Here is a 14846-nt window from a genome sequence, read left to right on the forward strand (position 1 = left end):
GAGAAAATACGATGATTACAGCACTTTACGCCTCTTTACTCGCACTACTGATGATCTGGTTAGCGGTTCAGGTGATCAAACAACGACGCAAAAATCGCATTGCTTATGCTGATGGCGGTATCGAGGGCTTGCAAGTCGCACGTAGTGCGCAAGGCAATGCCGTCGACTACATACCAATCACAGTGATTCTGCTGGCTTTAATCGAGTATAACGGCGCCAACGTCTTACTGATTCATGGCTTAGGGATTATATTTCTTGTCGGCCGAGTGTTGCATGCTCGAGCGATTCTTGCCCAAGAGCTTAAAGGGCGCATTAATGGTATGAAGCTGACATTCGCCGTGATGTTCGCGCTGGTGGTGCTCAACTTAGTCTATTTACCGTTTGATAAGCTTTGGTAGCGATGAAGATACACTGGCCGCCAGCTTGGCTTTTGGTGCTGATAGGATTAGTGCTCAATATATTGGCTATTTTATTGTCGAGCATTGTGCTTGAAGATCTGGGCAGCCAAATGAGTGATTTGGATGAGCAAAAGCAAGAAAACCGCTACTCAATCCAGCTTGCATGGAATCGAGTCGAAACGTTGGAGCGAAAAAAAGAGCTGCTTACCCTCTATTTCTCCAACGACTTACGAGGACAGGCACCAGAACTTAACTCGCCGTTATCAGGACAGACACCATCGCCGTTATCAGGACAGACACCATTATTTGAGGCTTTAGAGCGAGAGCTCAGCCGCCAGCTTAGTGACTGGGTTGGCGATGAGTTACCTGAGCTGCAGGTGACTCACCTTCACCAGATCATGTCGCTAATTGAACAGGCACAGAAAGAGCAGCGGGAATATATTGATGAAGTTTACCTGCAAAACTTGACCATCAATGAAGGCTTGGTGTCTCTAGATAAGCGCATCGCTTGGTATCGGAGTATTGGCTTATTTTTGCAGGTATTTGGCTTGGCGTTAATTTTAGCGAGAGATTTAGCGCGTTAATCTGCCCCTGACCACATTGCGTAATGAGGGGCAGATTGCATGGTTATCGCATGATAATGATAGCGTTTTGCCGAGTCTGGTTCATGGCTGAAAACTTATCGAAATAACCATTGGTTAAGCGGTGTTTTCTCTACGCCTTTGACCAGTAGCAGCGTCAATATGATGGTGCCAGAGAAGACTACGGCATCTTTGAGTGGACCATTAAGCTGCAAGCCGCCAGCAACATTCATCATCAAAATGATGATTGGCAAGTGCGATACATAAATCGCGAGTACAGATTTGGATAAGCTCAGTACCCATGGAGTATTACCTAAATTAGGTTTTGCCAGTAAAAACAAAAAGGTACCTGTTCCCCATAAGAGGGTGCCAAACAGAAAATCATTGCCATTAAATGGTTGGTCAAAACTGGTGAGCCAGTAAGCTTCGCTAAAATGCAAAGCCATGCCCACAAGCGCTAACATGATAGCTTGTGCTGAAGAGGTTCGGATGTTTTTCTCGCGAATGACAAAGCCAATCGCAAACATTAGCGTACTGAAAAATGGGCCATTGCGGGTAAAGAAGGGTGACCAAAGCTCGGTTAGGTTGACATAACTACCGGCTAATACGCCGTAAACATAAAGTACAACCGCGATAGGAAGTAACCAAGCCCCTTTCCCTGCGTTGAGTAGTAGTGCGGTGATTAGAGCGGCAATCATCAGTGCTGGAATAAACCACAGATGCACTAAACCACCTTCGAGTAGTGTGTTAACGGGCGCTTGCATAAGGTAGCCCCAGTACCCACTACGCTCGGCGAGATAACCGTCGGTCAGAACCGTTTGTAAGTTAAAAGGCATCAACAGACAAATGACGCTCCAAACAATGAACACTCGCATCAATGGGGTGCAATAACGTTTTAATGTTGTCATTGGCGTAGCGGTTAATTTTGGCTGAATTAAGAAGCCAGAAATTAGGAAAAAGAGTGGCACCGCAAAACGAGTCGATTGATTAAAAATAAACCCAAACCAAGGCGTATCTTGATAAAGAAAGTAACTGAGGAACATCTGACAGTGCATCGCGACAACAACGAAAATTGCCACTAAACGCCCAAGTTCAATGCTGGTGATTTTTTTAGCTTCCATAACGCCAACTCAAAGTAAGTAAAGTGGGCTCAAGCTATCAGGATGCGATTGATATTCAATGGATGTACGTCAACTCTGACAGTGATTCTATAGGGAAAATTTATAATTCGAGACGCAAATCAAGTTTGCTCACTGGTCTGATGTTGCCTGAGTAGCTTGCAAAATAGAACACTCGTGCTAAAAATAAAGGATTGAACCTATTTGGTAATGCTATGAATAAAGGTCGATTGACTCGTGAAGCAATATTAACCACGGCATTTGAACTGGCGAGTAAGAATGGCCTAGAAAGCCTGACGGTTGGTGAGTTGGCAAAGCAGTGTGGAATGTCTAAAAGCGGCTTGTTTGCTCATTTTAACTCGAAAGAGAACATGCAACTGTCTGTGCTGGAGCACGCCAACTCCGTGTTTGCCGCTCGAGTGATTGAGCCAGCGCGTAGCTTGGGGGACGAGGACATTATTCACAAGCTAAAAGCTTTATTGGATCTTTGGTTAGGTTGGAACCACTCCTTCCAAGGGAGTTGCATGTTTTTGGATGCATGGAAAGAGACCGGAAGCAAAGAGACACCGATTCAGCAACAGCTCAAAGCGACCATTTTGAGATGGATTGACTACTTAACCATCCAACTGCGCAAAGGGCGAGATAACGGCCAGTTTAGAGAGGATCTGGATTGTCAGCAGGCAACTTTCGAGCTTTATGGGCTTTATCTGAGCGCGCATTTGTTTTATTCCCTGCGAGGAGAAGAAGCAAGTCAAGCCCATTTCTGGCAAGGCATTGATCGGTTAATTGCTGACTGGTCAAAGCAAAAAACAGTATAGGCGGGAGGCGTGTCGAGCTACTCGCCTTATTTTACATTGATAAAAAGCACGGTCGTTCTCTTTTGGTTCGATTACGCGATACGATACCTCAAGGAGAGGTAACATGAGTGAGAAGATTTATTTTAATACTTCAAGTAAGTTCAGCTTCAAACGAAGTCTAGTCAATATGTCGACTCGGCTGCATCACCGCCTTGCCCCGAGACATGCAGAGAATACAGCGCGCAAGTTGTTGTTAACCCCAGTGCGTACTAAGCCTAAAAATGCGGTGCCAGCGGGAATGGTGAAAGGGAAGGTGGAATCGAAAGAAGGGACATTGATCACCTACTCATTAGGCAGTGGCCCCGTTTGGGTGCTTACCCATGGCTGGTCTGGCACAGCCAGTCAGTACTTTCCGCTCATGGAGCATATTGCGAGTAGAGGCTACACCGCGTTAGCGTACGATCATCCCGGTCATGGTGAAAGTGGCGGTGTCTATGGGCATATTCCGGCGTTTGTTGGTGGACTAGAGGCAATTTTAGATAGTGTTGATGATGTAGCTGGATTAGTGGGGCACAGCATGGGTACCGCATCTGCCATTGAGTGCCATCATCAAAAATTAGTTGATAAACCCTTGTTGCTTATCGCGCCAGTGCTTGATTATCTCGACAACTTATTTGGCAGTGTGGCGCGTTCCGGCTACTCGATGCGTTTGTTTCATGCTGTGGTGGAAGAGGTACAAGAGTCATACCGCTATCCTATTCAGTCAATAGACCCTTACAGCAAGTTGAACCTTCGTCGCTCCCCAACCATTATCGTTCACGACGAAGCCGATAAGTTTACCAAGTTTTCGGTTTCTCAGCGTGCAGCGCAAGAGATGGAGAATGTCAGCTTAGTCGCGACACAAGGTCAAGGACATGGTCGCGTGATGAAGTGTGAGCAGGTGTTGGCGAGTTTTGATAAGTTAATAGATAAATCATAACCTTAACATCTATAACCATTATGTTGATGTGGTTAACAAATTCGCAAAATAAAATATTTCCTTAGAGGGTTATGTGGGATCATTTGCAATGCCTCTTGGCCCTCATAAGGAAAATAACAATGAATAGAAATGATAGTGTCCCTTTGCCCAACAACACACGGGAGTGGTTGATCAACCGCAATAGTCTCATCATCCTCGCAGATATTGTCTTGTTTGCGGTTCTCTACTTTACCCTACCTTTTGAACCTCAAGTCGTTCTCGGACTTAGCATGCTGATTTTTGTTGCCATCTTGTGGCTAACAGAAGCGCTGCATGTCACCGTAACGGCAATATTAGTCCCAATAATGGCGGTGTTATTTGGAGTGTTTAACACCCAGACGGCACTGAACAACTTCGCCAACTCAATTATCTTTCTCTTCCTTGGTGGCTTTGCCCTCGCCGCGGCAATGCACAGACAAGGGCTAGATAAGGTCATTGCCGATAAAGTCTTAATCGTCGCGAAAGGAAAAATGAGCGTCGCAGTATTTATGCTGTTCGGTGTGACGGCTTTGCTCTCGATGTGGATCAGTAATACGGCGACAACGGCAATGATGCTGCCGTTGGTCCTTGGTGTTTTGAGTAAAGTGAACGAAGAGAGTGGCCATAAAACCTACGTGTTTGTGCTGCTAGGCATTGCGTATAGCGCCAGCCTTGGTGGTATCGCTACTATTGTTGGCAGTCCACCGAATGCGATTGCCGCAGCGGAAGTCGGCTTAACCTTTACCGAATGGATGGCGTTTGGTTTGCCAACGGCGGCAATCTTACTACCTCTTTCAATTGTGGTGCTCTACAGTGTGCTTAAGCCCGATTTGCGTGGCGAGTTTGAGTTAAACCATGACCCAGTTGATTGGGATAAAGGTAAGGTGGTGACACTAGCCATTTTTGCCACTACGGTATTTTTCTGGATTTTCAGTAAGCCTATTAATGCGATGTTAGGCGGCTATGCCAAATTCGATACTATCGTCGCGTTAGGTGCGATTGTTGCGGTGAACTTTGCGCGCGTGGTGCACTGGAAAGACATTGAGAAAACTGCTGACTGGGGCGTATTGCTGCTGTTTGGTGGTGGTATCTGTTTAAGTAATGTGCTTAAAGCGACCGGCACCAGTGTGTTCTTAGCCAATGCATTGAGTGAGATGATTGCTCACCTTGGCATCTTCTTTATCATCGCTGTGATAGCGGTGTTTGTGGTATTCCTGACGGAATTTGCCAGTAACACCGCCAGTGCAGCGCTACTGATCCCTGTTTTTGCTACGGTAGCCGAAGCGTTTGGTATGTCACCGGTGATCCTATCAGTACTGATTGCGGTAGCAGCGTCATGTGCGTTTATGTTGCCAGTCGCGACCCCGCCTAACGCGATTGTGTTTGGTTCGGGGCACGTCAAACAGAGTGAGATGATGCGAGTAGGTTTGATTCTAAACGTTGCTTGTATCGTGGCTCTCACGTTTATCGCAATGACGTTCTGGGCATAAGCACAACAATAATAAATAATTAGCTCAACACGATTGTAACGCCTTGCTCTGAGAGTGAGGCGTTTTGTTTTGTTGGCTATAGCAAAATCAAAGAAGAGAGGAAGTGGGTGTGTTAACTTTGCGCTTTGTTTATGTTTGCATCTACCACCAAAAGTCGCCATGAGTAACGATATTCAAGCCAAAATTGCCAGTTTTACCTCGATAGAAGAGGCGTTGGACTACTTTGACATTGGCTACACGAGTCAGTTTATCAATGAGAATCGCGTTGAGTTGGTAAAGCGCTTTAATGGATATTTGATCTTGGAGAAACCTGAGGATTGGTTTGCTGCGCGGCGAGCATTAAAAAATGCCTATTGTAAGATTCAGCGTTCTCGATTGGATAAACATACGCGACAAGCATGTCGTGGGTGTACCACCTGTCAAAGAAGGTAGTAGCGTCAGCCCTTGACTGACACTACTAAAGTAGGCGAGAAGCTTACTTTTCAGCGGCAACCACTGAAATTTCTACCAACAACTCTTCACGAGCCATGCTGGCTTGTACACACGCTCGTGCAGGAGCGTGACCTGCTGGAACCCATGCATCCCACACCGCGTTCATTTCCGCGAAGTCTTGCATATCTTTAATGTATACCGTTGCTGATAGCATGTGCTCACGTGAGCTACCTGCTTGTTCAAGCAGTGCGTCAACTTTATCAAGCATAGTTTGCGTTTGCTCAGTAATGCCTTTCGTTGCGTCGGCACACACTTGACCACACAAGTAGATAGTACCGTTGTGTTTGACAATGCGGCTCATACGTTGGTTGGTTTCTTGGCGTTCAATCATGATTACTCTACTTCTTTACGGTAATAGTTGCGCGTAGGTTAGTGAATTTGAAGCCGTTGTTCGAGTGTCAGATAGTGAAGAGGTGATCTCAGCGTTGTAAATGACTCTTAATCGGTAAAAGACATTGACAGGGGCGAGACAAGATGCGCAAACAGTGTGGATGCTTTTATCGCGGCCTTTAATTAAAAAAGCCCGCTGGAACATCGGTTACCAACGGGCTTAGTCTCGTTACTTGCAGTCGCTATATTACTCAGCTGACTTTTTCGATGCCCAAACGTAGAGCAATTCTAGAGCAATGGTCGCACCAGCAAGCGCTGTCATGTCTGCATGGTCATAGGCTGGAGAAACTTCCACCACATCCATGCCCACAATGTTCATGCCCGCGAAGCCGCGCAGAATCTTCAGCACTTTGTCTGAGTTCAAACCGCCACATACTGGAGTACCAGTACCTGGAGCAAACGCCGGATCCAGACAGTCGATATCGAACGTGACATACACGGGCTTATCGCCGACGATGGCACGTACTTTTTCGACGATCTCATCCGCAGCCATATCGTTCGCTTGCATCGCGTTGATGACGTTAAAACCGTGATCTTGCTGTTCGTACTCAGTACGAATACCAATTTGCACCGAATGCTTAGGTGAAATTAGCCCTTCATTTGGCGCATGATAGAACATGGTGCCGTGGTCATAGGCGCTGCCGTTAGCATAAGTATCGGTATGTGCATCAAAATGAATTAATGCCATTTCGCCATGGTGTTTTGCGTATGCGCGTAGAATTGGCAATGTGATGAAGTGATCACCGCCAAGTGCCATCAGCGTTTTACCATTTTTTAGAATCTCGCCAGCGGCTTTTTCTAGACGGTAAGTGAAGTCTTCCGCATCACCACAGTCAAACACTAAATCACCCGCATCGATCACTTTCGCGCGGTCGAATACGTTGAAGTCCCAAGGGAATTTTTTGCCTTCCCAAGCTAGGTTTACCGAAGCGCGACGAATCGCGTCTGGGCCCATACGGGCACCAGGGCGACCTGAAGTTGCCATATCTAATGGCACACCGAGTACGACTACATCTGCATCGCTACCAATCGGGTTACGTAGGTATGGACGACGCATAAAACTCATTGAGTTTGAGTAGAGTGAATAATCAGTTTTATTAAACAAATCATTCATTTAGAAATCCTCTAAGTAGGTGTATCCACAGAGACCTTGTTCCAGTTCTTGCAGTACTTGTTGTTGTTCTTTTTGGTCAACGCGTTTGTTGACGAGCTCGCGATAATGCTCCCGAATGTCGTTCACGTCAATGTGTACGTAGCGCAACATGTCTTCAACGGAGTCACCAACGTCAATACGATCAATGATTGCTTCACCCTGATCGTTTACAGAAACAACAGCACTGTGTGTGTCACCAAATAGGTTGTGCATATCCCCTAAAATCTCTTGATATGCCCCAACAAGGAAGAATGCCATCAAGTACGGTTTGTCGTCATTCCATGCCGGGACAGGCAAGGTCGTTTCAATACCTTGACCCTCGACATACTGCTCAATCGCACCGTCCGAGTCGCAGGTTATATCTAACATAACGGCGCGACGATCTTCGAGTTCATCCAGCCCAGAGATGGGTAATACTGGGAATACTTGATCAATACCCCATGCATCTGGCAGTGATTGAAACAGTGAGAAGTTAACAAAGAACTTATCCGCCAAACGTTCGTTTAGCTCATCCAAAATTGGACGGTGGAAACGGTTCTTGTTGCTCATTGCTCGGCTTAACTCGAAGTAAATGCGCAGAGACATTTGTTCTGCCCACGCACGTTGCTGCAAGTTCAATACGCCAGTTGCGAACTGAGAATGCACTTCTGCAAGGTCTGCTTGTGTATCGTTATAGATCTCAATCAGAGCACGGGCATCGCTGCCATCTTGCAAGTTGTGCCAGTTACGCCACATATTTTGTAGCAGCGTTGGTGCATCATCTTCTAAAGCTTCAATTTGCTCAGGTTTATAGGTCTCAGTACCAATCACGTTGGTGATCAACACGGCATGGTGCGCTGTCAGAGAGCGACCAGACTCTGAGATGATCACAGGCATTGGCTGACCATACGCCTGACATACGTCACCTACGGTGCTGACGATGTTGCGGGCGTACTCAATCAATCCATAGTTCATTGAGTTAGATGACTGGCTGCGAGTGCCATCATAGTCCACCGCTAAACCGCCGCCGATATCAAAGAAATCGATTTTCGCGCCCATTTCACGCAGTTCACAGTAGAAACGTGCCGATTCATTCACCCCGTTACGGATATCGCGAATATTCGCCATTTGCGAGCCAAGGTGGAAATGCACCAACTGCATCGCATCAAGTTGATCTTCACGCTTTAGGCGATCGATAACGGTTAGAACTTGAGATGCGGACAAACCAAACTTAGATTTCTCGCCGCCACTGGCTTGCCATTTACCTGCGCCTTGAGAAGCGAGACGGATACGGATACCCAAGCGTGGTTTTACGCCCAAACTTTTCGCTTCTTTTAAGACAAGATCAAGTTCAGATAGCTTTTCTAGAACGATAAAAACTTTATGACCGAGTTTTTCGCCAATCAATGCTAGACGAATGTATTCACGGTCTTTGTAGCCATTACATACAATCACTGAACTGGCTTTTTGCGCTAAGCCCAGCACTGCAAGCAGCTCTGGTTTACTGCCAGCTTCTAAACCAAGTTGCTTGGTTTCTAAGCTTGCTTGGCTTGCGAGGATTTCATCGACCACTTCTTTCTGCTGGTTCACTTTGATTGGGTAAACCAACAGATATTTATTCGGGTATTGGTACTCTTCAATCGCTTGGTTGAACGCATGACAAATACCATGCACACGTTGGTGCAAGATTTGCGGGAAGCGCACAAGGACAGGCAGGTTAAGTTGCTGCTGTTCAAGCTGAGTCACAATATGACTTAATGGGATTTGGTGCGCTTTATCTTGAGTTGGAGATACGTACACTTCACCTTGGTTGTCGATACCGTAAAAACCTTGGCTCCAGTAATGAACGTTGTAATCCGCACGCACGCGGTCTAATTTGGATGTTTTTTCCACATCTATTCTCACGAAAATAGAGAGAAGAAAATGAATCAGTTTTGGCTGATATCACACCTGACACGGCATTGCAGATTTATCGTGTCCGCGCGCATTAACGGACAAAAAGCGAACAGAGTAAAACAAATATAAATTATCGTATCGATTAAAAATAATTGATTAAAAACTGAGCGCAATTGGCTGAAAACTTGTACAAAGAAATCAAGCATTTCAATGCTTAGCGCAGGGTTTTATTGCTGGATATGCAAGCGGTATACTTCAGTGATTTTAAGCAGCAGGATTTAGCGCGTTGTCACTGGGTCGAGTGCAAGGAAAACTGCAACGTGAAATAGCTATCTACGTTTCTGTCAGCAGAAAAATGAGATAAAAAAAACGCCTCTAGCGATAAGAGGCGTTTTTCATGATTAATCTTCTTCAACTAAACTGGTATCTTCAGAGTAATCGTCGGTAGCTTCAGGCTTGTTGCGACCGTTTAAGGTATGGAAGCGTTTACGTCCACGCGCCAGTTGAATGTACTTTAACCATACACGCTCAAGCTTGGTTTTTGCTTTGCCTGGGTTTTCTATCACTTTAACAAAGTGCTGCTCTTCAGCATTTTGTGGCGACAACTCACCAGTCTCAAGACCAAGCATAGTATCGCCGAAAGTGATCAGGATTTCTTCTTCAGTTAGAGTAAAGTCACCAGATTTGGCAAAACCACGTGGGAATTTGGTGTTGTCGTAAAAACGCTTTTTGCCATGACGAAATTCAGTGTCAGACATTTCGATTAACCTCAAATGGTATTTATTGGACGAAAGACCACTGCTATTGAGCACTAAATGTCATTTCGCCCTAATCAGCATTGGTATATGGCGAAAATTAGGCGTAAAGTTGGAAAAAGAAAAACAAAATATTTCTATCGTCGTGATTAAATTAAATTGTTAAATCCATGTAACACTTTGCGTATTCTTGCTTTATTTTTTACAGATTTCCCTGTTAATCTTGCAGCGCTTTTTTCTGAGGTATAACAATGGACGTAAAAGTCTTTAGAACATTTTTAGAGTTGGCAAAAGTGCGTCACTTTGGTCGCGCTGCTGAAAATTTATATATAACCCAAGCGGCGGTAAGTGCCCGTATCAAACAACTGGAAGGTTATTTTGATACCCAGTTATTTATCCGTGATCGCAACAATATCAAACTCACCTCGGCGGGAGAGCGATTAGTCAGTTATGCAGAAGTGATGGTGACGACACTCCAACAAGCGAAGTTAGAGTTGTCACTTGAGAGTGGTAAGAAACTACAGTTGACCATGGGCGGTACACCGAATGTGTGGGATGCCTATCTGCAAAACTGCTTGAGTACTACTACGGAAGCATTTGATGGCTATGGTTTTATTGCCGAAGTGATGGGACGCGAAGCGTTAATACGTAGCCTACAAGAGCGCACACTCGACATGGCATTTGCATTCGACCAAATTAAAGCGGATGAGTTGCATTGCAAGAAGGTTGCGGATGTAGTGTTGATGCTTGTGTCTACTGAACCAAGAAGCGCAGAAGATGTGTTTGTCGATAAATATGTATACGTGGATTGGGGCACAAAGTTTGTCTCTGAGCACGCTGATCGTCATGCCAAAATTCCTGCACCTTATCTCAGAACATCCACGGCACGTATCGCACTGGATTTCATCTTAGAGAAAGGTGGCAGCGCATATTTACCTGCTTCTTTAGTGGAACCCTTTGTTGCTTCTGGTCAATTACACAAAGTCGAAGATGTTGAAGATTGGTGCCGTCCAATCTATTTAAGTTATCGCAAGGCCAGCAGCGCGGTTGAGGCGATTAAGCAAGTAGAAGAGCTGGTGAAAGGTATCGACCCAGTGACCGCATACAGCATCAAGCAAGCTGCAGATGCATAAATCAACGCAAACCACCTCACCATGAGGTGGTTTTTTTTCGTTAAAAGGTTAGCGAAATAAAAAAACGGAACACGAGAGTGTCGTGTTCCGCAAAGGCTAAGGACTTAGGATTTGAAATTGAAAACGGTCTATAGTCGAAATTAGATACTATCTGCAAGCGCCTTTATCGCTTGCGCACGGCTCGTTTGAGCGGATTCCTCACACATGTTTAGCGCTTTTCATAAACATGTGACCTATCGGCCATCCCAATAAAACCAAGCATTGTGCTGAGATAACTTTCGATAGAGCGATAAGTTTAAGTGAGCAGCACTCCGTTAAAAATCCATGCGGTTAGATGAAGCTGTTCAAAAAAATCGAACGAGTTGTCGAGAGGACAAGCAGAGATTGTCGATTGGAAGCATGGTGTGGAATGAAAAGAAAAAAGGCCCGCGTACCACGGCAGGCCAAAACAGGTAGTGCTTTATTGATATCCCCAAGCACCTTAAGGTGGCTTGGTATAAAGCTTGTTATTTTCCGTTACTGATTAACGCTACATTTTCTCAGTGAATGTGCGTGTAATAACGTCTTGTTGTTGCTCTTTGGTCAATGAGTTAAAACGAACCGCATAACCGGAAACACGAATAGTCAGTTGAGGGTATTTCTCCGGATGCTCAACGGCATCAAGTAGCATCTCACGATTCATAACATTGACATTCAGGTGCTGACCGCCTTCGATCATTTGACCGTTGTCGCCCGATTCGTGGTGGAAATAACCATCCATTAATGCTGCAAGGTTTTGTTTTTGCATCTCAGCATCTTTACCTAGCGCATTCGGTACGATAGAAAAAGTGTAAGAAATCCCATCTTTAGCAAACGCGAATGGCAGTTTTGATACGGAAGTTAGCGATGCTACGGCACCGTTTTGATCGCGACCATGCATAGGGTTAGCGCCAGGGCCGAATGGCATGCCTGCACGACGACCATCTGGAGTGTTGCCGGTTTTCTTACCATAAACCACATTTGAGGTGATGGTCAGAATAGACTGAGTCGGAATCGCTTCGCGGTACATAGACATCTTCTGAATTTTCTTCATGAAGCGCTCAACCAAATCGCAAGCGATATCATCGACGCGAGCGTCATTGTTACCAAATTTTGGATAGTCACCTTCAATCTCAAAATCGACAGCGATACCCGCTTCATCACGAATTGGCGTAACTTTGGCAAATTTGATCGCAGCAAGAGAGTCGGCAACGACAGATAACCCTGCGATACCACACGCCATAGTACGGCGTACATCACGGTCCATCAGCGCCATTAGTGAAGCTTCGTAGCTATAACGGTCATGCGAGTAGTGAATGATGTTTAGTGCAGTCACATACTGGGTTGCTAGCCAATCCAACATCGCATCGAAGCGTGGCATAAGTGTGTCAAAATCGAGTACAGCATCTGAGATAGGCGCTTGTTTTGGGCCTACTTGAGCTTTAGATTTTTCGTCGATACCACCATTGATGGTGTAAAGCAGCGCTTTAGCTAAGTTTGCACGCGCACCAAAGAATTGCATGTCTTTACCGACAATTTGTGGGCTGACACAACAGGCGATCGCGTAATCATCGTTGTTGAAGTCAGGGCGCATCAGATCATCATTTTCATACTGAAGTGATGAGGTGTCGATTGACACTTTTGCCGCGTATTTTTTGAAGCCGTCAGGTAGCTGTTCAGACCAAAGTACCGTCATGTTTGGCTCTGGAGCTGGCCCCATGTTGTATAACGTATGAAGGTAACGGAAGGTCGTTTTGGTGACGAGAGTACGACCATCGACACCCATGCCCGCCATGGCTTCTGTTGCCCAAATTGGGTCGCCAGAGAAGAGTGAGTCGTAATCAGGTGTACGTAAGAAACGCACCATGCGCAACTTCATAATAAAGTGGTCGATCAGCTCTTGAGCTTGTGACTCGTTAAGCGTGCCATTGGCAATATCACGCTCAATGTACACGTCGAGGAAAGTCGAAGTGCGGCCTAGCGACATCGCTGCGCCGTTCTGTGATTTTACCGCCGCTAGATAGCCAAAGTAGGTAAACTGAATCGCTTCTTGTGCAGTGCGCGCTGGTGCTGACATATCGATACCATATTTAAGACCCATAGTACGAATGTCTTTTAGTGCTTGAATTTGATCGGCGAGTTCTTCACGTAGACGGAGTGTTTTTTCGAGATCTTGTCCTTGCTCTAGGAAGCTTTGAGTCGATTTTACTTGCGCTTGCTTATCTGCAATCAGGAAGTCAATGCCGTATAGAGCCAAACGGCGGTAGTCACCAATGATACGACCTCGGCCATAAGCATCCGGTAGGCCCGTGATAATGCCTGACTTACGACAAGCAAGGATGTCTTTGGTATAAAGATCAAAGCAGACTTTGTTGTGGGTTTTACGATACTCGGTAAAGATTTTCTCTACACTTGGGTCTAGTTCACGACCGTACACCTCACAAGAGGTTTTCACCATGCGAATACCGCCATTCGCGATAATTGAGCGCTTTAGTGGCTTGTCGGTTTGTAAGCCGACGATGGTCTCTAATTCTTGGTTAATGTAGCCAGCGTCGTGAGAGATAATGGTAGAAGGCAAATCTGTATCGAAATCTATTGGAGCGTGAGTACGGCTCTCTTCTTTAATGCCCTCTAGTACACTGTTCCACAATGTGGTGGTGGCTGAAGTCGCTTCCGCTAAGAATGACTCGTCGCCTTCATACGGTGTGTAGTTAGTTTGGATAAAATCACGAGTGTTTACTTCGGTTTGCCATTGACCAGAAGTAAAGCCTTCCCATGCTTGTAGCATTTCAGTAGTCGGAATAGTCATGAGTAATACCTATTGATTTATGATGCTGTATAAAATCCAAAGCTATTATGTGAAAACAGTCAGGCACCATGAGTTCATTTTTAGGTGAAGAATGTTTGCCTTACTTAAATAAATTTAATTACTTAGCTTTGAATGAAAACTAGTTGGGTTGATTTCATTTGGGCGTGATTTGGTTTAAACCCCACCCCTCAACTCGATGACTCGATACTATGCTTGAAGTGTGTATGAGTAAAATGAATGTATTTCATTTTTTAAATGCATAAAACGCATAGTTTGCTCAAAAAATCATTGCCATATAGGTTGAATGTGAGTGTTTACTTCTGTTCAATGCCATTGATTAAAGCTAAATGATAGCTTGTGAAGGCGAGTTGTTTGCATTGAGGTAGATTGGGCTGACGGCGCAAAAGTAAGCGAGAAAACAAAAAGAGTTGGTTTGAAGGTAGCCCCTCAAACTAACTCAACAATACTTGGATATGACCAGAAAAGAATATACTCAAGTCTGGAGTATATAGATGCGATTTAAAGGTTCATCAAGCTTTCAATTGATTCCTCAAATGGCAAATTATAAGAATTCACGCCAACTCCATCTGTCGCATTAATACAGATATCCGTGATATTTGCTTGTCCATGATATTCAATGACGCCAAGAGACTGCTCCACTGTTTTACAAATCAGTGTTGAATCGTCGTTAAGCCTGATAGTGCAAGAATGTAAATTCATAGCCAACTCCCTCGTTAATTAATTTAAGTGGTAGGGGGATATCGTAGAGGTTCCTTCTCCACCAAATAAAATTAGTCAATGATTTATCAATAAGCAATCTGATGTAGAAAAGTAAGCTTG

14 protein-coding genes are annotated in these 14846 nt (G+C 45.1%); 7 read left to right on the forward strand and 7 right to left on the reverse strand.

What is annotated here, in order from left to right:
• Positions 1–11: 11 nt before the first annotated feature.
• Complete coding sequence (locus tag GZK95_RS15475; RefSeq protein ID WP_075705874.1) at positions 12–398, forward strand: MAPEG family protein; 387 nt, start codon at positions 12–14, stop codon at positions 396–398.
• Positions 392–982 (forward strand): DNA mismatch repair protein, encoded by a 591-nt coding sequence (locus tag GZK95_RS15480; RefSeq protein ID WP_404817655.1) that lies wholly within the window; start codon positions 392–394, stop codon positions 980–982. Before GZK95_RS15475 ends, GZK95_RS15480 begins: the two co-directional genes overlap by 7 nt.
• 95 nt (positions 983–1077) lie before the next feature.
• Here GZK95_RS15480 and GZK95_RS15485 read toward each other — a convergent pair whose 3' ends face one another.
• The gene (locus GZK95_RS15485) at positions 1078–2100 is read right to left on the reverse strand and encodes an acyltransferase (RefSeq protein ID WP_075715521.1); all 1023 of its coding nucleotides are present in this window, start codon (positions 2098–2100) and stop codon (positions 1078–1080) included.
• Between the two features lie 212 nt (positions 2101–2312).
• Between GZK95_RS15485 and GZK95_RS15490 the strand changes: the two genes are divergently transcribed.
• The 4 genes from GZK95_RS15490 (at position 2313) to GZK95_RS15505 (ending at position 5813) form a co-directional block, all read left to right on the forward strand.
• Positions 2313–2915, forward strand: coding sequence for a TetR/AcrR family transcriptional regulator (locus GZK95_RS15490; RefSeq protein WP_075705877.1), 603 nt, complete (start codon positions 2313–2315; stop codon positions 2913–2915).
• Between the two features lie 103 nt (positions 2916–3018).
• Positions 3019–3873, forward strand: coding sequence for an alpha/beta fold hydrolase (locus GZK95_RS15495; protein WP_075705878.1), 855 nt, complete (start codon positions 3019–3021; stop codon positions 3871–3873).
• A gap of 119 nt (positions 3874–3992) precedes the next feature.
• On the forward strand, positions 3993–5381 hold the full coding sequence (locus tag GZK95_RS15500; RefSeq protein ID WP_075715520.1) for an SLC13 family permease: 1389 nt from the start codon (positions 3993–3995) through the stop codon (positions 5379–5381).
• 159 nt (positions 5382–5540) lie between these two features.
• Complete coding sequence (locus GZK95_RS15505; RefSeq protein ID WP_075706232.1) at positions 5541–5813, forward strand: nitrogenase-stabilizing/protective protein NifW; 273 nt, start codon at positions 5541–5543, stop codon at positions 5811–5813.
• Between the two features lie 43 nt (positions 5814–5856).
• Here the strand turns inward: GZK95_RS15505 and GZK95_RS15510 are convergent, their stop codons facing one another.
• From GZK95_RS15510 to GZK95_RS15525, 4 genes are all read right to left on the reverse strand, one after another.
• On the reverse strand, positions 5857–6204 hold the full coding sequence (locus tag GZK95_RS15510; protein ID WP_075705880.1) for a RidA family protein: 348 nt from the start codon (positions 6202–6204) through the stop codon (positions 5857–5859).
• A 246-nt stretch (positions 6205–6450) separates the two neighbouring features.
• Positions 6451–7377 (reverse strand): agmatinase, encoded by a 927-nt coding sequence (gene speB / locus GZK95_RS15515; RefSeq protein ID WP_075705881.1) that lies wholly within the window; start codon positions 7375–7377, stop codon positions 6451–6453.
• On the reverse strand, positions 7378–9288 hold the full coding sequence (gene speA / locus GZK95_RS15520) for an arginine decarboxylase (protein WP_075705882.1): 1911 nt from the start codon (positions 9286–9288) through the stop codon (positions 7378–7380).
• A gap of 404 nt (positions 9289–9692) precedes the next feature.
• On the reverse strand, positions 9693–10049 hold the full coding sequence (locus GZK95_RS15525) for a DUF413 domain-containing protein (protein ID WP_075705883.1): 357 nt from the start codon (positions 10047–10049) through the stop codon (positions 9693–9695).
• Positions 10050–10297: 248 nt separating this feature from the next.
• On the opposite strand from GZK95_RS15525, the gene GZK95_RS15530 reads away from it, so the two are divergent.
• Positions 10298–11179 carry a LysR family transcriptional regulator gene (locus GZK95_RS15530; protein ID WP_075705884.1) on the forward strand — a complete coding sequence of 294 codons (882 nt, stop codon included), beginning with the start codon at positions 10298–10300 and terminating at the stop codon, positions 11177–11179.
• Positions 11180–11708: 529 nt separating this feature from the next.
• Here the strand turns inward: GZK95_RS15530 and pflB are convergent.
• Together pflB and GZK95_RS15540 are read right to left on the reverse strand one after the other, a co-directional pair.
• Entirely contained in the window at positions 11709–14006 is a 2298-nt protein-coding gene (gene pflB / locus GZK95_RS15535; RefSeq protein WP_075715519.1) for a formate C-acetyltransferase, read from the reverse strand.
• A gap of 519 nt (positions 14007–14525) precedes the next feature.
• The gene (locus GZK95_RS15540) at positions 14526–14726 is read right to left on the reverse strand and encodes a hypothetical protein (RefSeq protein ID WP_075715518.1); all 201 of its coding nucleotides are present in this window, start codon (positions 14724–14726) and stop codon (positions 14526–14528) included.
• Between the last annotated feature and the right edge of the window lie 120 nt (positions 14727–14846).

The organism is Vibrio panuliri (genome assembly GCF_009938205.1).
GTDB lineage: Bacteria > Pseudomonadota > Gammaproteobacteria > Enterobacterales > Vibrionaceae > Vibrio > Vibrio panuliri.

Bases quoted from the DNA above. Each gene is read 5' to 3' on its own strand.
- GZK95_RS15530 (WP_075705884.1), top strand. From the start codon at position 10,298: ATGGACGTAAAAGTCTTTAGAACATTTTTAGAGTTGGCAAAAGTGCGT.
- GZK95_RS15490 (WP_075705877.1), top strand. From the start codon at position 2,313: ATGAATAAAGGTCGATTGACTCGTGAAGCAATATTAACCACGGCATTT.
- GZK95_RS15525 (WP_075705883.1), bottom strand. From the start codon at position 10,049: ATGTCTGACACTGAATTTCGTCATGGCAAAAAGCGTTTTTACGACAAC.
- GZK95_RS15500 (WP_075715520.1), top strand. From the start codon at position 3,993: ATGAATAGAAATGATAGTGTCCCTTTGCCCAACAACACACGGGAGTGG.
- GZK95_RS15495 (WP_075705878.1), top strand. From the start codon at position 3,019: ATGAGTGAGAAGATTTATTTTAATACTTCAAGTAAGTTCAGCTTCAAA.
- GZK95_RS15510 (WP_075705880.1), bottom strand. From the start codon at position 6,204: ATGATTGAACGCCAAGAAACCAACCAACGTATGAGCCGCATTGTCAAA.
- speB (WP_075705881.1), bottom strand. From the start codon at position 7,377: ATGAATGATTTGTTTAATAAAACTGATTATTCACTCTACTCAAACTCA.
- GZK95_RS15505 (WP_075706232.1), top strand. From the start codon at position 5,541: ATGAGTAACGATATTCAAGCCAAAATTGCCAGTTTTACCTCGATAGAA.
- GZK95_RS15540 (WP_075715518.1), bottom strand. From the start codon at position 14,726: ATGAATTTACATTCTTGCACTATCAGGCTTAACGACGATTCAACACTG.
- GZK95_RS15485 (WP_075715521.1), bottom strand. From the start codon at position 2,100: ATGGAAGCTAAAAAAATCACCAGCATTGAACTTGGGCGTTTAGTGGCA.
- pflB (WP_075715519.1), bottom strand. From the start codon at position 14,006: ATGACTATTCCGACTACTGAAATGCTACAAGCATGGGAAGGCTTTACT.
- GZK95_RS15475 (WP_075705874.1), top strand. From the start codon at position 12: ATGATTACAGCACTTTACGCCTCTTTACTCGCACTACTGATGATCTGG.